Annotated in this window: 16 protein-coding genes; 3 read left to right on the top strand and 13 right to left on the bottom strand. The window is 42.8% G+C overall.

Annotated features, from left to right (window positions below):
- Nucleotides 1–372: 372 nt before the first annotated feature.
- On the bottom strand, nucleotides 373–1,875 hold the full coding sequence (locus Q1A23_RS01415; RefSeq protein WP_299818409.1) for a glycine--tRNA ligase: 1,503 nt from the start codon (nucleotides 1,873–1,875) through the stop codon (nucleotides 373–375).
- A 232-nt stretch (nucleotides 1,876–2,107) separates the two neighbouring features.
- On the opposite strand from Q1A23_RS01415, the gene Q1A23_RS01410 reads away from it, so the two are divergent.
- Nucleotides 2,108–3,244: a hypothetical protein gene (locus tag Q1A23_RS01410; RefSeq protein WP_299818407.1), complete on the top strand. Its 1,137-nt coding sequence runs from the start codon at nucleotides 2,108–2,110 to the stop codon at nucleotides 3,242–3,244.
- 213 nt (nucleotides 3,245–3,457) lie between these two features.
- On the opposite strand, the gene Q1A23_RS01405 is transcribed toward Q1A23_RS01410, so the two are convergent.
- From Q1A23_RS01405 to Q1A23_RS01350, 12 genes are all read right to left on the bottom strand, one after another.
- The gene (locus Q1A23_RS01405) at nucleotides 3,458–3,916 is read right to left on the bottom strand and encodes a hypothetical protein (RefSeq protein ID WP_299818404.1); all 459 of its coding nucleotides are present in this window, start codon (nucleotides 3,914–3,916) and stop codon (nucleotides 3,458–3,460) included.
- A gap of 81 nt (nucleotides 3,917–3,997) precedes the next feature.
- Nucleotides 3,998–4,501, bottom strand: coding sequence for a DUF4385 domain-containing protein (locus Q1A23_RS01400; protein ID WP_299818402.1), 504 nt, complete (start codon nucleotides 4,499–4,501; stop codon nucleotides 3,998–4,000).
- Entirely contained in the window at nucleotides 4,473–6,548 is a 2,076-nt protein-coding gene (locus Q1A23_RS01395; protein WP_299818399.1) for a cation:proton antiporter, read from the bottom strand. The genes Q1A23_RS01400 and Q1A23_RS01395 overlap by 29 nt, the downstream gene beginning before the upstream one ends.
- Before the next feature lie 1,156 nt (nucleotides 6,549–7,704).
- Complete coding sequence (locus Q1A23_RS01390) at nucleotides 7,705–9,318, bottom strand: Ig-like domain-containing domain (RefSeq protein ID WP_299818396.1); 1,614 nt, start codon at nucleotides 9,316–9,318, stop codon at nucleotides 7,705–7,707.
- A 75-nt stretch (nucleotides 9,319–9,393) separates the two neighbouring features.
- On the bottom strand, nucleotides 9,394–10,281 hold the full coding sequence (locus tag Q1A23_RS01385; protein ID WP_299818394.1) for a class I SAM-dependent methyltransferase: 888 nt from the start codon (nucleotides 10,279–10,281) through the stop codon (nucleotides 9,394–9,396).
- Nucleotides 10,282–12,144: a tRNA uridine-5-carboxymethylaminomethyl(34) synthesis enzyme MnmG gene (gene mnmG / locus Q1A23_RS01380; RefSeq protein WP_299818391.1), complete on the bottom strand. Its 1,863-nt coding sequence runs from the start codon at nucleotides 12,142–12,144 to the stop codon at nucleotides 10,282–10,284.
- Between the two features lie 66 nt (nucleotides 12,145–12,210).
- Nucleotides 12,211–12,639, bottom strand: coding sequence for an rRNA maturation RNase YbeY (ybeY, locus tag Q1A23_RS01375; RefSeq protein ID WP_299818388.1), 429 nt, complete (start codon nucleotides 12,637–12,639; stop codon nucleotides 12,211–12,213).
- A complete protein-coding gene (locus Q1A23_RS01370; protein ID WP_299818385.1) occupies nucleotides 12,623–13,048 on the bottom strand; it encodes an ATP-binding protein in 426 nt (141 codons plus the stop codon). The genes ybeY and Q1A23_RS01370 overlap by 17 nt, the downstream gene beginning before the upstream one ends.
- A 27-nt stretch (nucleotides 13,049–13,075) precedes the next feature.
- Nucleotides 13,076–16,387, bottom strand: coding sequence for a DUF4175 family protein (locus Q1A23_RS01365; protein ID WP_299818382.1), 3,312 nt, complete (start codon nucleotides 16,385–16,387; stop codon nucleotides 13,076–13,078).
- Nucleotides 16,388–16,520: 133 nt separating this feature from the next.
- Nucleotides 16,521–17,282 (bottom strand): exodeoxyribonuclease III, encoded by a 762-nt coding sequence (locus Q1A23_RS01360; protein ID WP_299818378.1) that lies wholly within the window; start codon nucleotides 17,280–17,282, stop codon nucleotides 16,521–16,523.
- Nucleotides 17,283–17,432: 150 nt separating this feature from the next.
- Nucleotides 17,433–17,792: a hypothetical protein gene (locus Q1A23_RS01355; RefSeq protein ID WP_299818375.1), complete on the bottom strand. Its 360-nt coding sequence runs from the start codon at nucleotides 17,790–17,792 to the stop codon at nucleotides 17,433–17,435.
- A 68-nt stretch (nucleotides 17,793–17,860) separates the two neighbouring features.
- Nucleotides 17,861–18,214, bottom strand: a complete 354-nt coding sequence (locus tag Q1A23_RS01350; RefSeq protein WP_299818372.1) for a carboxymuconolactone decarboxylase family protein — start codon at nucleotides 18,212–18,214, stop codon at nucleotides 17,861–17,863.
- A gap of 95 nt (nucleotides 18,215–18,309) precedes the next feature.
- Here Q1A23_RS01350 and Q1A23_RS01345 point away from each other — a divergent pair, with 95 nt between their 5' ends.
- Entirely contained in the window at nucleotides 18,310–18,996 is a 687-nt protein-coding gene (locus tag Q1A23_RS01345) for a ComF family protein (protein ID WP_299818370.1), read from the top strand.
- 120 nt (nucleotides 18,997–19,116) lie between these two features.
- Nucleotides 19,117–20,247, top strand: a complete 1,131-nt coding sequence (locus Q1A23_RS01340; protein WP_299818367.1) for a hypothetical protein — start codon at nucleotides 19,117–19,119, stop codon at nucleotides 20,245–20,247.
- Nucleotides 20,248–20,337 lie beyond the last annotated feature (90 nt).

The raw sequence follows: 20,337 nt of genomic DNA, 5'->3' as shown, positions 1-20,337 counted from the left end.
CCTGTTCTACACGGAATGGCGTTGCTGATAATAGGACGGCAGGTATTGAACAAGTGTAGTTACCATACTTCTGTCTCGTTAGGCATGGCAGTAAAGAGACTTAATTTCTTTACCTGCTTAGCTAAATTTACCTTGTATGTTTTGGTAAATATGAAAGTGGGTCTGTGCCATTTTGCCATAATTTAGCTTTATGCACCTACTATAAGTAGCAATTATACCTGTATATAACTAAGGCCAAATCATGATTTAAGTTGATTTAAGCACATCTTACACTTTCTATTCCTGGGTTATTTATCAAACCATACTTTATTGTAGGCACAAAAAAAGCAGCACGGTTTCCCATGCTGCTTCTCCTGTTTCTATACTTTATACTTAGCCTAGCTTTTCGAAAATGCTCTTAAAGCTTACGGCATTGTTTATGTAGCTATGCAATTCGCTGATTGGCATACGCACCTGCTCACGGCTATCACGGTCACGAACGGTAACGGTGTTATCTTCCAGCGTCTGGTGATCTACAGCAATACAGAATGGGGTACCGATTAGATCCTGGCGGGTATAACGCTTGCCAATGCTATCGCGCTCTTCGTAAATCATGTTGAAATCATACTTCAGCGAATCGAAGATCTCAGTTGCTTTCTCTGGCAGGCCGTCTTTTTTGGTTAGCGGAAGTATAGCTGCTTTAACAGGAGCCAATGCCGGGTGAAACTTCAGGAATGTACGCGACTTTGTGCTTTCTCCTTCTACTATCTCTTCCTCTGTGTAAGCATTGCAAAGCGTCATCAGGAACAAACGATCTGCTCCGGCTGATGTCTCGATGACATAAGGAATGTAGTTACCGTATGGCTTTCCTTCTTCGTTCAGGTCATTGTCGAAGTACTGCATTTTCTTGCGGCTCAGCTCCTGGTGCTGGGTTAAGTCAAAGTCAGTACGAGAGTGTATACCTTCTACTTCTTTAAAACCGAACGGAAATTTATATTCGATATCCACAGCTGCGTTGGCGTAGTGGGCAAGCTTGTCGTGGTCGTGGTAGCGCAGGTTCTCTGCAGGAATACCGATTGCCAGATGCCACGCCTTACGCGCTTCTTTCCATTGGTTATACCACTCCATCTCTGTGCCAGGGCGAACAAAGAACTGCAGCTCCATCTGCTCGAACTCACGCATTCTAAAGATAAACTGACGCGCTACAATCTCGTTACGAAAAGCTTTACCAATCTGAGCAATTCCGAAAGGCACCTTCATACGGCCTGTCTTCTGTACGTTCAGGAAGTTTACAAAGATACCCTGAGCTGTTTCGGGGCGCAGGTATATAGTTTGAGACTCCTCGGCAACAGAACCAACTTGTGTGGAAAACATCAGGTTAAACTGGCGTACATCAGTCCAGTTGGCAGTTCCGGAGATTGGGCATTTTATACCTTCGCTGATGATCAGGTCACGTACACCGTCCAGGTTTTCGTTTTCCAGCAGCTTGCCCATTTCGGCAAGTAAGGCCCCGGCTTCTTCTACTTTTCCTTCTGCTTCGTATTGTGCGGCTTTATCTTCTATCAGCACATCGGCACGGTAACGCTTCTTCGAGTCCTTGTTATCAATCATAGGGTCATTGAAGCTATCCACGTGTCCGGATGCCTTCCAAACCAACGGGTGCATAAAGATGGCGGCATCTAAACCAACTACATTTTGGTTAAGCTGCGTCATGCATTTCCACCAAAGGTTCTTTATGTTGTTTTTCAACTCTACTCCCATCTGCCCGTAATCGTAAACAGCTTGCAGGCCATCATAGATGTCGCTGGATGAGAAAACGAAACCGTACTCTTTCGCGTGAGAGATAATATCTTTTAACTGTGCATTTTCCACAGTTGTTTTTTCTTGTGTTGCCATGCTGCAAAGATAGCTTTTTAGAGATTTATTATGCCAGTATGTGGCTACAGTTTTTATGTTGGGGCATTATACTTTACGATTTATACTTTTGTTTGCCTTGTTTTCTATTTAAACGGGCTGCTTAGGCTTAACACCAGGCGTGTTAACAATTTCTTAACATAGAGTTTAACCCTGGCTTTTGATTTTAGGGTAACTTGCACCGTTTTTTATTCTAACCAACTTTTTATCTTAAATGGCTAAGACAAAGAAAGGGAAAAAGCCTGTAGTTCCTAATCAGCCTTACAAGTTCAGAAAGCGCTATAGTACTGTGGATATCATTATCCAGAAGGAAAAGAAATTTCTTTACTTCATTGCTTTTGCGCTCATACTTGCCGGGCTGGTATACCCATACGCTTCTATAGCCATGTGGGTGGGTTTTGCGTTTGCTGGCTACTCTGCCATCGCTAACGATAGTATACAGACTATCGGTACTTTTATCGTATCCAACGAAGACAAAAAGTGGTACTGGCAATGGCTGTTCATGGGTACCATCTTCCTGGGTACTGTTTTCTATAGCTGGTATGCCTTTAACGGCGATGTAACGTATCAACGCCTTACCTCTAAAGGTTTTGACCAAAATCCGGATAACTTCGTGTACCTGCAATTAGCCGCACCAATCGTGTTACTGCTTTTAACCAGGTTCCGTATTCCGGTATCAACTACTTTCATGCTGCTAAGCGTGTTTACAGTTAGCTCCGGTGCTATTATCAGCATGGTAAATAAAAGCTTAATGGGCTACGTTGCCGCCTTTGTTGCTGCCTTTATCATCTATGTTGTACTAAGTAAGGTAATTAAGAAATTCGTTAAAGGGCAGGCGCATGGGGCGTGGGTAATAGCGCAATGGGTTATCAGCGGCTTCCTGTGGCATACCTGGCTTGCTCAGGATTTGGCCAATATAGCTGTTTACCTGCCACGCCAGCTTAGTATGTGGGAGTTTGCAGCTTTCGCAGGTTTTATTTTCCTGGGCCTGGGCTACATGTTCTACCAGCGTGGCGAAAAAATCCAGCACATTATAAGCGAAAAATCAGAGGTACGCGATGTTCGTAGTGCTACCATCATCGACTTAGTCTACTCGATTATACTTTATTACTTTAAGGAAGTAAATAACATACCGATGAGTACTACCTGGGTATTTGTAGGTTTACTGGCAGGCCGTGAGCTTGGCATGCGCCTGCGTGCACACGATGGTCCTGTTAAATTTGCTAAAACTTTCAGGTTGATCGGTAAAGATATTCTGTCTGTTTCCATTGGTCTGATCATCTCCATTATACTTGCCGTAGCCATCAATCCGGTAATACAGCAAGAGCTTATAAACTTCTTCTTTGAGTAGAAGTTTATAAGCCTTAAAACGACAAAGCCCGGTATAAGCCGGGCTTTGTCGTTTTAAGAATGCATGTGTAATCTATAGAAATGCAGTCTATACTGTTAATTACAGGTTTTCTGTTTCTTTTTCCACAGCATTTATGGCAGCAGCAGGTTTATAAACAAACAGCCCCGACTTGTTTTAAGCCGGGGCTGTTTGTTTATATATAGTTTATACTTGCTACTTTTCTGGCCACATTACTTCCAGGTTGTCGTTAATAAACACCCCGAAGTTTACAGCAATCAGTTGGTCTTCGTCAAAGTATAAATCAATCATTTCCTTTTCAAAAGATAAGCGGGTTTCACCAGTTTCGGCTTCCTCCTCCTCTGGGTTGGTAATGTTGTTGTCAGCGAACAGACGGATGATCTGGTCTTTGCTCATCTCAAAAATTCGCTCACCCCAAAGCTGAACTTCGCGGTTGGCTGTTTCGATGCAGCTCAGTTTGTAATCATCTTCCTTATCAAAGTATAAAGAGTAGCCCTCTTCCCAGTAGTTCCAGGCTTCGTGCTCGAACTCGTCCTCCTCATCGGATTCCTCTACTTCTTCCGGCTCGCCTATCAACTCCTCTACTTCTTCCATTGTCAGGCCGAACTTGATCTTACCAAGTCCTTTACCTAACCTGATGTCTTTGTTGATCATTTTTTAATAGAAATTATTTTTAGCAAAGATACGTGTTTAACTTATTCTGTGGTTATAGTTTTTATGCCGGATGTTGCCCAGCTACCTGTATTTAGCTTTAAAATTTTCCATCAGCTGCAGGTAAGTCTCATTGTTCTTTGCCTGGTCCCATTTCTTTTTAAAGATCTCAGCTGATTTGGCTTTAACCGGATCAGGATCCTGTGGCAGTTGGTCTCTACCATGCGCGCCGCTCTGGCCCTTCTTATCATCCGGAACAGGCCCATCGTACTTCTTGCCGCTTTTATGGTTTGCGTAGCGCCTTGCCCTTGTATAGCCCATCTGCAGGTACTTCCGTGCCATGTCTGCACCAATAAAATCATCCTGCTGCAGATACTCCAGAAATAGAGCATATATTTTCTCCGACGATTCGGTAGCAATTTCAGGCGTTTTAAAGCGCCAGTGCGGCAGTATCTCCGACTTGTAGGGCTCTACCAGCAGCACGCCCTGCTCCCCTTTTCCTACGCTGTAAAGTTCAGGGTGCTTCCTGAAATCCGTTTTATCAAAATCCTGATCGTAGTTAAATTGCTTCGCTGTCTGTTTCTTCATGGGCCATCGATGTTTGTTTAACTGGCACCGTTTGATACTCTGAGTATTGTTCAGGATAAACTACGATAAAGCTGTTATCCTTGTAATTTCTGGATAGCACACGCGGCACGTAATCCATGTTGCTATTGTATGATACCGTTTTCTTTCTTGCTGAGATCACCACTACCATATCGTCTTTTTTAAGCTCTGACTTCATGTTCGCAAATTCGTTCAGGCTTGTATACTCTTGGTAAGTAGCTTCTACTGTTGGCTTGGTGCTATTTACAGCCTTCTTCAGCTTGTTAAGTGTTCTTCTACGGGCCCTGAAAATAATTGGTGCACCTAACTGAGTTGATAAGAGTTTAACTGATCTGATCCACCGCATGTACCCTCTTTCCAACTCTGCATTTGTGGGTACTATCACCATAATTCTGCCCGTGGTATTTAATGGCTGTATGAGCTTACATACCAGAATCATCTCGTCTGTGTTCTCCAGCAGTTTATCCAGTACTGACCCGAAAATGCGATCCTTTGTTGTGATTTTAGCATTCCAGCCTAGTACAACCTCGGTTATCATGAGCTCCTTTATGGCTCTAAGTATGCCACTTGATACGTTCACATCAATTTTAGAAACCAGTTGCACGTCGTTGTCGGTGGCTGAGGCATGTGTGATTGCCTCCTGAAGCATTTTATTCTTCTTAAAAATTTCCTCTTCTGCGTGCTCGTTATCTATCACTACAGCCAAAGGATAAATTGGTTCTTTGTGCTGCGGATTCTTCAGCATGACTGACAGGTCTATCAGCCTCTCGATAGTTACAGGGTTACCTATCGGAACAAGTATCCTGTCTGGCTTCTGGCTTATGTCCGGCTTCCTTCTGCTCTCCATTATTGCCAGTTTCTTGCCTACCTTCTCTGTAGATAGCGAGCTTACCATACTTGAGGACAGGATCAAGACTACGGCTCCGTTCAGGGCGCTCTCGCCTATCAAGCCTATTTCGTATCCGGCTAATACTACTGCCAGCGTTGCTGCTGCATGCGCGCTACTTAAACCAAACATCAGGTTACGCTGCAGTACACTAAATTTAAATAGCTTCTGTGTTATAAATGCTGCGGCATACTTTGTTAACGGCGACAGCACTACAATCGTAGCAGCTATTAACATGGCGTTCGTGTCTGTAAATAGTACTTTCAGATCCACAAGCATACCTGTACTGATCAGGAAGAAGGGCACGAAGATGTTATTGCCTACAAAGTCCACTCTGTTCATAAGCGGCGATGTATGCGGTATAAGCGGGTTTAATGCCAACCCTGCCAAGAACGCGCCAATAATGGCTTCCATTCCAGCCAACTCTGATAAAAACGCCGCAAAGAATATGACTGTCAGTACAAAGATATATTGCGCTCCCTTTTCGCTCTCCAGCTGCTTAAACATCCATTGTGCAATCTTAGGAAACAGCCAAAGTACCACAGCTACAAACAAGATCATTTTGATAACCATCCATACCCAAAAGCCTATGTTTGTATCGCCCTGTGTAGAGTTTATTATGATGGCAAGCACAAACAGTACAGCTGTGTCTGTTATCAGGGTGCCTCCTATTGTTATTGTTACCGCTTCGTTTTTACTTAAGCCCAGGCGGCTTATAATAGGATAAGCCAGTAAGGTGTGCGGAGCAAACATACTTGCCAATAGTATAGCAGGCTTGATGTTATAATCGTGGAGGTATAAAAAAACGAGCGTACCTACTATACTTGGTATCAAGAAGGTTAATGTACCGAAAACTATACTCCGTACTTTATACCTTTTAAAATCTATCATGTCTATTTCCAGACCTGCCTGGAACATGATGTACAATAAGCCTACTGTTCCGAATAATACGATACTTGCATCCCGTTCCAGAATATGAAATCCATTGGGCCCAAGTATAACACCTGCTACTATTAAGCCTACTATACCTGGTATGTTAAATCTTTTCAAAAATATCGGTACTACCAGTATAACTAAAAGCACCAACGTAAATATCAGTATCGGTTCTTCGAACGGGAGCGCCAGGCTCATCAATAACTTCATATATTCTTGCGAGTTTTATTCTGTATATGATATAAAGATATAGAATTTTTATTTTACACTTTTGTAACGGCTTTCTTCCTGTTTTCCCTTTTTTGAGTTAGTTCTCCACTTTCCCACATCCTATATAACTTATAAGTTTTTTATAAGATAAATCTTTAAATAAATCTTCTTTCATTATTAGGTGTGTTCATAAGTTTATAACTCTACCCACTTTTGTGAAGCATTTATAACTTGTTTACACTTGTTTTGGTTGTCACCAAACCTTCCACATCTGCTTTTACTTTTCTTTGTTGAGTGTCAGATTTTTAAATCTGTTTTCCACTTTTTGCCTTTTTATGTGTATTTCTTTATACACAATTCACATTTACGTGGAAAAGGTCTTTGCGAGGCTATAATTGTACACCAGTTTCCACTTTTCTAGGCCTTTGTGGTGCATTTTACACTAAGACTTGTTCGGGTGTGTAAAGTTGTCACTGTGTTACCCACCATTATCCACAGTTGTACCCACAGATTATCAGCTTCTCAAATGTGTTGATTTGCATGTAGTTTTTTACACTTATCTTACTTAGTCTATCTAAACTTTGGTTTACACATTTTTAGATACTCAGCATAAAAAAGCCAATGCATTTGTAGCGTGAGATTAACAGAGTAAAGGCTTAGATGCTGTAATTGGCGGGATTTTACTAGAGAGGCTTAAGTATTTATAAAGCTGCAGTCCATGTGTATTGGTAGCGATTTACAAATGCTCTTGGAGGTAATTTTAAATTTCTGCCAGCTTACTAAGTATAAACTTGATGTGGTATGGGCCAGCTATTGGATAAGCTTTCTGGGAGGCTGTAATATAGGTGAAGCTTATAAAGCGAAGTTTATACTTGCTGGGAGATAAGGCTTACATAGTTTAACAGCTGTTTAAGATACAGCTGCTTGCTTTGATTTATACTTTAAGCATACCCGCTACTACTGTGTAATAGCGCAAGTATAGTTTAATTGAAGAATTACAATCGGTTGATTTTACTGGTGGAATAGCTTATATAGCCTCCAATCAAGGGTGCGTTTCACAATTGTTTCTAAACTATGCTTTTGTCTAAGATTGGTGTTTTCATGTCAAAAAAAAGGGAGACAATTCTGCCTCCCTTTCTCTATTATCTTTCTTAAATCAAAACACCAGCTTTTCGCCTTCCATTGCCCAGTTGGCTCTGACATCAAGCGTTTTTGGATAGAGGTAAACCTTCTCAGGCTCTTGTTTGAATTCCGGATCTCCGGCTTCCCAAGTCCCGTTGTTATTTTCATCAATCAAGACTCTTATCCTGTAGTTGCCAGGTACCACATTTTTAAATTCAAATGTTCTAACGTTCTTAATTTCCTGTACAACGGTATAGTTTTCCGTTATCAATTGTATCGTATAAGATGCATACTTAGTAGTTGCAGCACCTTTTATGTTTCCTACCCCTCCGCTTTCTGCTACCGTAATTGGCACAGGTGCAAACCTGATAGGAGCACCTTCTAATGGCTTAACTGCTGTGCTATCCACTAACAATGATATCCTTTTATTTTTACCGTTTACGTTAGGCAGTTTAAAGCTAAGCTCTGTTCTAGTTGAGTCTAAGGTTATATCTTCTGGGTAACGTATTTTACGTACTACTATAGTATCCGATAGTATGCTGATTGGCTCTGCTCCTGCAATGGCAACGGGTGTTTCCACTTCTAAAGTTACTACTGATCCCGATGCATAATTTTGTCCGTTTCCATTGTTAGTAAGTTTCAACTGTGCTCCTCTTATGCGCTGTGCCCGCTTCCCCTCAAACTTAATATCAATAGTATCGGTGGCTATATTACCTGCAGAATCCACAGCCGTCAAGATAGTTTTTCCACCGGCGTAGCCTTGGGTTTTAAACAGGTCTGCAGCCTTGCCGTCAGGTGAAATTTTGTGTGGTAGCTTTACTTTTGTTGCATCTGCTGGCCTGGCTCTAAACGATTTTATACCTTCACTATAGTTAGCTGTAAATCGGTCTGTGTAGTTTTCACGGCGTAGCAATATTGGCCTTTTCGTATCTATCCTAACTAGGGTCAGGTTAACTGTATCAGTTGCTGCTGTTATAGTTATTGGCTTTGCCAGATACCCTATTTTCTCCTCTTCGTTATCGTAAAAAGAGTTGTTGTTTTTATCTGTTAATGCATATATCCTGTATTCACCTTCCTTTATGTTTGTCAGCTCATACTCTCCAGCAGCGTTAGTTTCAGTTTGGTAATAGGGCCTGTTCTTTCTGATGCTTAATGTGTCGCTTGTGGGGTACAGTACTACTAAAGCTTCTTTTTGCGGGAGCTGTGTTAATAGATTAACTACTTTACCGCTCACCCTGCTAGTATCGATGAACGTTCCTGTACTGAAGGATATCCTAAGATTCTCAGCTTTATTTTTTTCGGTTATGTCTGTTATTCCATCCCTGAAATTTAAGGTGTAGGTGGTGTTCTCTAATAAAGGTTTTTCGAACTCCAGGTTTAGTATGTTTTTGTTTGATCTCACTCTGTACTTGTTATCTGTATTTGGTGTGATCAGAAGCTCTGAATTCAATTTATTTTGCTGTACCTCTTCATCAAAGGTTAATGTTACAGTTTTGGTCTTAACATTCAACTCCTGGTTTTTGGGATTGCTTTCCTGTAGTACGGGTGGTGTTTCGTCTTTAGGCCCTCCCTCTGGTGCGCTTATACTTGCGCAGGATGCTGCTGCTACTGCTGTGGATAAGATCAGGAAAATATGCGTTAGCTTCATCTATGGTGCTTTCTTTTTAAAGTAAAAGAGGCAAACTTTCGCTTGCCTTTACTTAATTTATAAGAATGTTCTCTTTTATTTCTTTCGAGCTATGAATATCAAACTCGAGTAATCATTGCCGTTTTTCTCTGCATAGCTGTTAGACTTATAACCGTTCATCACACTATTCAGCATTTTTGTTTTTCCAGCTTTATGCTTTTCACTCAACATGCTTACATAGTAGGCATCAAATTTCATAGGTAGCACTTCTTCCAACACCATTTTATGCTTCTTCAAAAAGCGTTTCATAGTTGGTTGTGTAAAGTGGTATAAATGCCTTGGTACATCGTAAGCTGCCCAATTTTCTTTATACAATTGCGCATCATGAGAGTCAGCGTTCGGGACCGCTATCACCAGCGTTCCATCATCCTGAAGCATATCTATCAGCTGTGCCAGCGTTTCGTTTAAAGTATGGATATGCTCCAGCACATGCCACATGGTTATGGTATCAAACTTCTCTCCTGTTAGCTCACTTATGTCTGAAGCTATCAGTTCTTCGGTTTCTTTCGATGCTGCTTCACGTGCTTTTGTACTAGGCTCTACGCCCCTTATTTCCCAACCATCTTTTTTGCAAGCTGACAAGAATACTCCTGTGCCACAACCGTAATCCAAAACAGATCCTTTAGTGGGGGCATACCTGTTAATAAGTTCTACCTTCTGTTTTGTTGTTATAGACCTTACTACATGGTATGCCTTGTTGATAATCCCTGCCTTTGTATTGCTGTGCGATATATAATCTTCTGATTCGTAATAGTTACCTATACTGGCAACATCTGGCCTTGGGTTAGTAAACTTAAAAGAGCAGTTTTCGCATTCCACAATTACAAAGCTTTCTTTTGAAACTGAATTATCAGTTACCACTAAAAAGTTTTTAAATTGATTTTTGCCGCACACCGGGCATTGCTCTAGTCTTTCGTAGCTCATTTATTTTCCTAAGTATACCATTAACACAGAAATATCTGCCGGCGATACACCACTTATCCGTGAAGCCTGCCCGATTGTTTCTGGCTGCACCTTTAGTAGCTTCTCCTTCGCCTCAGCTGATAAAGCAGGTATGTTGCGGTAATTGATTTTGTCTTTGATGATGTAATTTTCGAGTTCACCCATCTTGTTAGCCATTACATGCTCCTTCTCGATATAGCTCTCATACTTTACAGCTATACCCGCCTGCTCCACACTATCTACTTTAAATTTGCTTAGGTATTCTGCTATGGCTGGTATTGCTGCGGCTATGTGCTCTATCTCAACGTTGGGGCGCTTAATCAATTGCCCTGCACGTTGCTTTTCTACTATTGGAGCAGAGCCAAGTTCTTCCAGTTTGCTGTTGATATCTCCAGGCTCAATCGGCTTATTATTTAAGTATGCTATGATTTCTCTTGTTTCCTCTATCTTCTTATCCACAGCTTTCAGTCGCGCTTCGTCAGCCAAACCTAATTCATACCCAAGTTTTGTAAGGCGAATATCGGCGTTGTCTTGTCTTAGCAGAATTCGGTGTTCTGCACGTGAGGTAAACATACGATAAGGTTCATCTGTACCTTTGTTTACCAGGTCATCTATCAGTACTCCGATATAAGCTTCCGATCTCTTAAGTACGAAAGGTTCTTTGCCATGTACTTTGTTATGCGCATTGATACCTGCCATTAATCCTTGGCAAGCTGCTTCTTCGTAACCGGTTGTTCCGTTTATCTGGCCAGCAAAGTATAAGTTATTTACCAGCTTTGTTTCTAGTGTCAGGTTAAGCTGTGTAGGCGGGAAAAAGTCATACTCGATTGCATAACCTGGCCGGAACATTTTTGCGTTTTCGAATCCTACAATTTTACGAAGCGCCTTAAGCTGTACATCTTCTGGAAGTGAGCTTGAGAAGCCATTCACATATACTTCGACTGTATTCCATCCTTCAGGTTCTACAAATATCTGATGGCGGTCACGGTCAGCAAAACGGTTTATCTTATCCTCAATGCTTGGGCAATAACGCGGACCTAAACCCTGTATGCGACCCTGAAACATAGGTGATTTTTCGAATCCAGTTTTAAGGATCTCGTGAACTTCAGAGTTTGTGTACGTAATGTAGCAGCTGCGTTGCTGTGTCAGCGGTGTAGTGTCGGTATAAGAAAATTTGGATGGAGTCTCATCCCCAAATTGTTCCTCCATTTTGCTGTAGTCGAGGCTACGACCGTCTACACGTGGAGGTGTTCCTGTCTTCATCCTACCAGCTTCAAACCCTAATTCAACCAATTGCTCGGTTATGCCTTTTGCTGATTTTTCGGCTGCACGGCCTCCACCTAATTGCTTCTCGCCAATGTGGATAATACCATTCAAAAATGTGCCATTCGTTAAAACTACGGCCTTTCCGCGTATAGTTATCCCCAGGCTAGTACGTACTCCTGTGGCGCTTCCATCTTCTACTTCTATGGCTGTAATCATCTCTTGCCAGAAGTCTACGTTCTCAGTTTGCTCTAGCGTAAGGCGCCATTCTTCAGCAAACCGCATGCGGTCGCTTTGCGCTCTTGGGCTCCACATAGCAGGGCCTTTGGATTTGTTAAGCATTCTGAACTGTATCATCGTCTTATCTGTAATGATACCGCTCATACCACCCAATGCATCTACTTCGCGTACTATTTGTCCTTTAGCTACGCCTCCCATGGCTGGGTTGCAAGACATCTGTGCAATGGTGTTCATGTTCATGGTTGCCAACAGCACTTTTGAGCCCATTTTTGCTGCCGCTGCAGCCGCTTCGCAACCTGCATGGCCTGCACCAACTACTATTACGTCGTATTCTGGAAACATGTATTTCTGGATTTAGAGATGTTTCACGTGAAACATCATCTGGGGGTTGGGAATTCCTTTTTGCGATTAAAATTTCCGCAAAGATAAGGAAGAATCTTCTTGTTTGCGCATAAGTGCCTCCTGCTCTTCAGTTTTATCTTTATAACCGAGCAGGTGCAGTACGCCATGTATGAGTACACGGTGCAATTCATCTTCAAAGGCTGTGCCCAAATCGCTTGCATTATCTTTAACACGATCGATACTAATAAAAATATCACCTTCAATGATGCCTTCTTCATCGGCATTATCAAAGGTGATAATATCTGTTAGTGTGTCGTGGTCGAGATACGATATGTTGATCTCGTGAAGATAATCATCAGAACAGAAAACGTAGGTTAGGTTTACTAGCTCCTGGTCGTGTTGTTCAATTATATCGTTAATCCACTCTGCAACTTGATTTGGGTTCGTTAGCTCAAACTCTACGTCCTCGCTAATGAACTCAATTGGATGATCCATTCTGTGATGGTATGATATTAAAAACTAGCTGTACTTTTTTGCCGTTATCTTCGAAATTAACCTGGTCGCAAAGGTTGCGCATCAAAAAGATGCCTCTACCTCCTGGGTTCTCCAGGTTCTCTGGCGCTGTTGGATCTGGTAAGTTCTCGTAATCAAAACCAGGACCTTCGTCCTCAACCTCAAAAGTGAGTTGGTTATCCTCTACCTGCAACGTCAGATATACGTTTTTATCCTTATCGAATTTATTTCCGTGGCGGATGGCATTGTTTACAGATTCTGTAACAGCAACCATGATGTTGCCATAAATGTCATCTTCAAAGTCGAACTCATCTTTTGAGTTGTCAATAAAGCTTTCAACCACTCGGATGTTTTCGATTAGAGAAGGAATCTGAATTTTAACCTGATTCATATTAATCGTTAAGTGTAAAATAGGTGCTTAATTATTACTTATATTCTGAAAGTACTCGTTTACCTTCTGTTTATAATAAGGAGCAAGAGCAGGCGAAATGGTTTTAAGCAACTCAGTCTGCTTTTCTTTTGCTTTTAAATATTTCTCAAACGAAGGAGGAGCTTTTCTGTTTACTTCCTGTGCCGTTTTCGCTTCGCGTTTGTTATCCAACTCACGTTCCTTGGCAGACTTCTCGGCCTCTAACAGGCGGGTTAAAATCTCGCGCTGGCGCATGATGGTTTGCTCAGTCAAACGTTTATTAACGAGATCAGCCTCGCTTTGTTCCATCATCTTACCCAAATTTCCTAATTCGCCGTTCCTGCCATTTTCGCCAGGTTTCTGACCCTGCTTTTCCATTTCTCTCAAAGCGTTTCGGAGAGCCTCTTGCTCAGCAGCCAATTTAGCTAATTCTTCAGAAAGTGCCTTACCTGATTTGCCTCCTTTTTTCAAATCTTCGATTTTTTTATTTAATTGTTGCTGAAGATCACCTAAATTTCCGGGCTGCGGCTTATTTCCCTTCTGTTTTCCGGCCATATTGCCTTTCATTTGCTGCATAGCCTGCTGCATTTGCTTTAAGGCATCGTTCAGCATCAGCGCCAGGTTGTTCATACTTGTCATGGCTAACTGCTGTTGTGCTGTTGCTCTGCCTAAATTGCGGTCGCGAAGTTCCTGCATGCTGTTATCCATACTTTGGTTCATAGAGGCAACCTCACGGGTAACGAAAGATTGTAACTGGAAAACCTTACTGGCTAAAGCAAATAAACTGTCTTCAATTACCTTGGCATTATCCCTGAGGCTGAGCTGCTGCTGCGAAAGCGCAATAAAACGTGGGTCGCTTTGGTTCACCCCCCTGAATTGCTTCATCAAGTCTTCCTGATCAAAAGAAAGTTTAATCAGGTTTTCCAGGATATCGCGTAGGTTATCGAGGTTTTGCTCCATCCCCTGCATACTCATGGCGCTTTTCATTTGCTCCATTTGCTGCGCCATTTTCTCCATCTTCTGCCCCGCCTTCTGCTGCGACTCGCTGGCCTTCTTGTTTTGGTTTTTCTGAAGCTGCTCCTGGCTCTGCTTCATTTCCTGCTCTATGCTTTGTTGCTCCTGCTGTTGTTGTTGATCGTCTAAATTATTAGGGTTCTCCAGTTTGTTGTTCAGGTCCTTGAGTTCCTCCATCTGCTTCTTCACATCCTCAAATTCCTGCTGCAGTTCCTTTTGCTGCTCCTGTAGTTGGTTATTCCCTTCCTGCTTCTGCTGTGTTTTATCGGCCAGTTGTTTTTGCTCCTGGGCCATCTCCTGCAGCTTGTCTGTTACGTTATCCAGCTTCTGCTCGAATTGCAGCTGTTTAAAGAGTTCTAAAGCACGCTCCAACTCACGCTCCAGGTTTCGTTCGCGGTTATCTAACTTGCTCAGTAACTTCTGAAGTTCAGCATCGTTTGGGCGCTGTTGCTCCAGTAGCTTCTCAAGTTCTTCGTAAAGTTTTTTTGTTTCAGGGTCCAGCAGGTCATCCATCAGCTTCTGTAGTTCCTGTGCCTTCTGCGCCATCTGCTTGTCTTGCTCACTAAGCATGTTCTGCTTCTTGTTAAGCTCTTTAAATAGCTCTTTCATCGAAGAGATGTCCTGCTCCAGTTGCTTTTTCTTCTCCACAAGGTCCTCAAGCTGCTTCTTATCCTGCCAGTTAAGATCTCGCTTAGTCTTCATCTTCTCCTCCGACTTAGACAGGTCCTGCTCCAACTTGTTTGCTTTTTCCAAGGTTTTGCTCAGTTGGCTAGCTATAGATTGAGAGTTATTATCCAGTTCTTTTTGTAAGTCGCGCTTGTCCGGAATTTTTAACTCGAATGTTCGGGTGCGGGTACTTTTAGGGCCTCTCAACCCATCATTATCCCATACCTGCATAAAATACTCAACCTTATCGCCGGGCTGCAGGTTAAGCGATGCCGTATTCCATTGGTAATAGTACGTTTGAATTAACTGGTTGCCCAGCGGCAGATTTATACTTTTATACTTCGCCTGTGGGTTTTTGCTGTTGTTGATACGGTAGTTCAGGGCTAGGCGTGTTAAACCATAATCATCCGATACATCACCACCCAAAATCATAAATGTATACAGCGCCGTATCCTGGTACTGCTCTAAGCTTATCTGTGGCAAACGATCCGGTATGGTAGTTATTTGATAAGTGATCTGCTCTTTGTTAGTACTATGGGCGTTTTCTAACTTTATACTATAGTTATGAGGCTGGTTGATTTTTTTACTCACGCTGAAGGTATCTCCATTTTTAGATGCATTTATACCTTGTGTGGGCTCTTCAAAGGCAAGATGTATACTTTCAGTTTCAGTAGCTTTAAAATTCCAGCGAATGGTGCTGCCTTCAGGAACGGTGGCATTTCCGGTATTCTGTACATGCTCAGGTTTCCGCTTTAAATAAGCCGGGTACTCCACTTCCATGTAAAAGTCTTTCAGGTTTGGCCGCGAGAGCAGTTGCAGCGCGTATTCATCAGATAAAAAGCCGGAGCCTTCTAGCTGGAAATTTATACTTCGCTGGGGCTGTTTAAAAGTATAAGAGTAGGAACCATCAGCAGCTTGAATGAGTTTTTGCCGGCGGCCGCTGTAGTTAATGTATACTTCGCTTGGTACTGTCTTGCCTTCCACATCCACCTTCAACTCAAAGTCTTCTCCCCTGTAGGTTTGTAACTTATCGTTGGTAACCACAAACTCGAAAGGTGCCAACGGGGCGTAATAGCGTTTGTAGTTAATGATGCGCTCGGTGCCCTGCACAAAAATAGTTGGGTAAACCAGCACAATAAGCAATGCAATAATGGCTGGCAAAGCCACGTACTTTAACAGCGGCTTGTTTTCGCGATAAGTAACCGCCTCTTTAAATTTAAAGCCGAGCAGTTGACCGGATCTTTGTTCTATACTTGCAGCAATAAGTTCGTTGGTGCGATCCAGGTTCTTAAGCTGTATGGCATTAAGCAGTTTATCCTTTATTTCAGGATAGTGCGAACCCACCTGTAAGGCAGCCTGTTCGTCGGTAAGCACCTTTTTAAGGTTAGCCAGCGCCGAGATAGGCAACACGATCCAGCGCACGAGCACATAAATTACTACGGCAATAAAAGAGAAAAGCAGAAAGCCACGCACATACTGCGGAAAGTAAAACATGTACTCCAGCAGGCTGTAAACGATGTAAATAGAAAGCAGGAGCCCAACAGCAAATATGCTACCCCTCAGAAGCATGTTGAGGTAGAATTTCTGTTTAAACTCCTGCAGCTGATGCAACAGTAAATCTAGCGCATCGTTTTGTTTCATATTTTACTCTTTACATTTCTGCTATAGCAATAGATTAATATGATTTGTGTAAGTAGCTGTATATAAGTACGTAATATACTTTTGATATGCTTATAAAGTATAAACTTATACTTGCCAATTTTAGTATACGAGCTTAGTCAATTTCCAGTAGTACCGGGCAATGGTCAGAGTGCTTAGCCTCGGTAAGTATGGCAGATCGTTTTAAGCGATGACGCATGTTTTCGGTAGCCATGTTATAATCAATACGCCAGCCAAGATTTTTGTTGCGTGCCCCTGCCCTGTAACTCCACCAGGTATAGTTGTGAGGTTCAGCGTTAAAATGCCTGAAAGAGTCTATAAAGCCGCTCTCTATGAACTTGCCCATCCAACTACGCTCTTCCGGCAAAAAACCAGAGCTTTTAGCGTTAGACTTCGGGTTATGAATATCAATGGCCTGATGGCAGATGTTATAGTCGCCGCTCACGATAAGGCCAGGTACTGTAGACTTTAAGTCGCCGATGTAACCGTAAAAGTCATCCATCCATTTAAACTTAAAGTTCTGGCGCTCCTCCCCGCTTGAGCCGGAAGGCATGTATACGCTCATCACAGAAACATCGTCGAAATCTGCTCTCAAAACGCGGCCCTCTACATCATAGCATTCCATGCCGCAGCCAACTTCTACGTGCTTTGGCTTTTGTTTTGAAAGTATAGCCACACCACTATAGCCCTTTTTTACGGCAGGGTGTATGTAAGTATGGTAACCAAGATCTTCAAATCGAGCTTTGTCAAACTTAGATTCATCTGCTTTTATCTCCTGCAGGCAAAGCACATCAGGGTTAGCTGCCGTTAGCCAGGTATCAAAGCCTTTGGTAAGCGCGGCACGAATGCCGTTAACGTTGTAGGTAATTATTTTCATGGGTGAATAATGCGTATGTCAGTTCAGGTATTACGCCTTTTAGTTTTTGCCTGTATCCTTGGTTAGGAACAGCAACGACGATAGAAGTATAACCTTCAGGATTTTAGTCTTCATAGTATTACTTAAGGCGCACCTGTAAACTGTTTTGTATTAAGGTTTCTGAATATCGTCAGCGCTGTTAAAATATTCGATTACATGCCACTTAAGCATATTCTCCTGCTCGCGCAGGTTAGCAAACGGAATAGTTTTAACGGCTTTGAAATGGGGCCACCCCTCTTCGTCCCGGCCTGCGAATTCGTAGTAACCAGATTGGCTGAACACCCTGCAGGTTGCAATGTGCATCAGGTCCTGCTTCTCCTCTTTAGTAAACTCCCGAATGCCCATACCAAGTTCCTGAATTCCGATTAGAAAAAGTATGGCATTCATGTCCGGCTTTTTACCAAAGCGCTTCATGAGGTCGGCGCGAAGTTGGGCCCAGTTATGATCTAAATTGTCTGAGTCGTATATCATGTTGTAAATAGTTGTTACTTGTCAACCGCTGGTCTATAAACGATCAACAAGTAACAAGCTGTAATAATTTAATTAGCAGAACCACGTTCCTTTAACTCTTCCCAGTACTCAACGGCACGGCGGAAGTGAGGTATCACGATAGAGCCACCAACTAAGTTAGCTATAGAGAAAACCTCCATTATCTGCTCATCGGTAACGCCTTCTTCGTAGCACTTGCCCACGTGGTACTTAATACAATCGTCGCAGCGCAATACCATAGAGGCTACAAGGCCTAGCATCTCCTTTGTTTTTACATCCAGGGCACCCTCCATGTAAGTGTTGGTGTCCAGGTTAAAAAAGCGTTTAATTACTTTATTGTCATAAGACATGATGCGCTCGTTCATGCGCGTGCGGTAGTCATTGAATTCTTCTACTAAGCTCATTGTTGTGTGTTCTGTTGCTATAAAAGCTAATAAAAAGTATAAATATAAAGTTACACGAAATTACGCATAATACCTTAAACCAACGCTCTTACACAATGTTCGAAGATCTGCTTTCGCTTTTATTCCCAGAGAGTTGCTATGCCTGCGACGGTGCCATGGCGCGTGGTGAGAAGTATATTTGTACAAACTGCAATATCAAGCTTCCTTATACTGATTACCACCTGCACGGGGCCACAGAGCTTAACCCTTTGCAGCGCCGCTTTTGGGGCAAAGTGCAGGTGCGATACGCTTTTGCATACTTGCTGTTTATGCCTAAAGGCCGGGTGCAGCGCATACTTCATAAATTAAAGTATAAAGGAGCCAAAGAATTGGGAGAGCACTTGGGGCACCGGTATGGAGCGATTTTAGCGGAACATCAGTATGCAGAACAGTTTGATTTGATAGTGTCTGTGCCGCTGCACAAGTATAAAATGCGCCGCCGGGGCTATAACCAGTCAGATTGCTTTAGCAGAGGAATATCTGAAAGTATGAAACTCCCTTACAAGCCTGATGCGCTACTTCGCACTATTGACACGAGCACCCAAACCCGCAAGAACAGGCTGGACCGATGGCATAACGTGGAGCAGGTGTTTCAGGTGAAAGCCTCTGAAAGTATAAAAGGCAAACGCATACTGCTTGTTGATGATGTTTTAACGACCGGCGCAACGTTGGAGGCTTGCGCCGCTTCTTTACTGGCTGCAGGGGCCCAGGAGGTAAGTGTAGTAGCTATAGCAGCAGCTTAAGTTTTAGGCCTGCAATAGAACTGAAATACAAAGCGTTTTTGTTTAGTAGTAGCTGCTTAAAAGGCAGTATCTCAAGTATAATCCAATATGAAATTTATAAATAAGCTTAAGAGCAATAGCATGAGAGGCAAAGCCTTTCGCAGAGCCGCTCTTTGGTCGCTTTTACTGCTGGTCGTTATAAGTGTGTGGGCCGCCGGGCCGCCGGTTATATCTGGCACCCAACCTATTGTTCTAAAAACAGAAGCGTTGCCCTTTAAGCCTAAAGAGTTTTATATAGCTAAGGTTATAGACGAACGCAAAAACAAAAAAGCAGTAGCTTATCTTATGCCGGCTCCTGTTGGAGCAGCGCAAGCTACCAAAGCCGTACCCGTTGATTTAAAAGGTGGAGCACAGGCAGCTGTTGAACAATACCTGCACAAAAGCCTATCACAGAATACGAAGCTGCGCCCTGTAGTAATGCGCATAAAAGAACTCAGCGTAACAGAAAGCGCGCCTGCCAAAGGCCGTGTAGAGGGGCGGGTTGTAACACACGTTCAATTCAGTTTGCAGCGCGACGGCGAAACTGTTCCTTTGATAGAGCAAAAAGGGGGCATAAGGTATAACAGGCCTGCCGGCCAGCACGATGTGGTGGAGCCATCCTTGCGGCAGGTGCTAACCGAATCGTTGCGCTACTTTGACTCATGGATAAACCTGGAGGCTGACAAGAACGAGCTGCTGGCAAAAGCGATCAAAGTTAATTTTGATGATCATACTTTTGATGCCAAAGATGATACTGTATACTATGCACTAAGCCGTCCACTTAATTGGGGCGATTTCTTGGGAAGCCCCACAAAGGTGAGCCAGAGCCGTTATGCCGCAGCCGTTTTTCCGGGGTTTGCCTACGAAGGTAAGAATGAAATAAAGAATGGCATAATACACTTAAACCTGACCATGAAAGTATTTGTAGTGAAGAGTGCCTCCTGGGCAAGAGCCGAAGCACGCGATACTTATACTTTAAACCATGAGCAGCGGCACTTTGACATTGTAAAGCTGGTGGCAGAGCGTTTTAAGCAAACCATACATCCCGATAGCTTAACAGTAGCAGATTATAACAGCATCATGCAGTATAAGTACATTGAGGCTTACAGAGAAATGAACCGCCTGCAGGAACAGTATGACAACGAAACCGGCCACGGCATTGACACCGCTGCACAGCAACGCTGGAATCAGAAAATTGATGAGGAGCTACGCGCGCTTAAGGTGAAGAGGTAGCAACTGCTGGCAAACTGCCTTGATACATCTAATTGCCTTTGTCCTGGCTTCTTTCTTTACTTCTTTAAGGTTATTCTCTCAAGCAGGTAC

The organism is uncultured Pontibacter sp. (assembly GCF_947492645.1).
Taxonomy (GTDB): domain Bacteria; phylum Bacteroidota; class Bacteroidia; order Cytophagales; family Hymenobacteraceae; genus Pontibacter.
The sequence above is the reverse complement of the archived record's forward strand: the minus strand, read 5'-3'. Positions and strand labels throughout refer to the sequence as shown.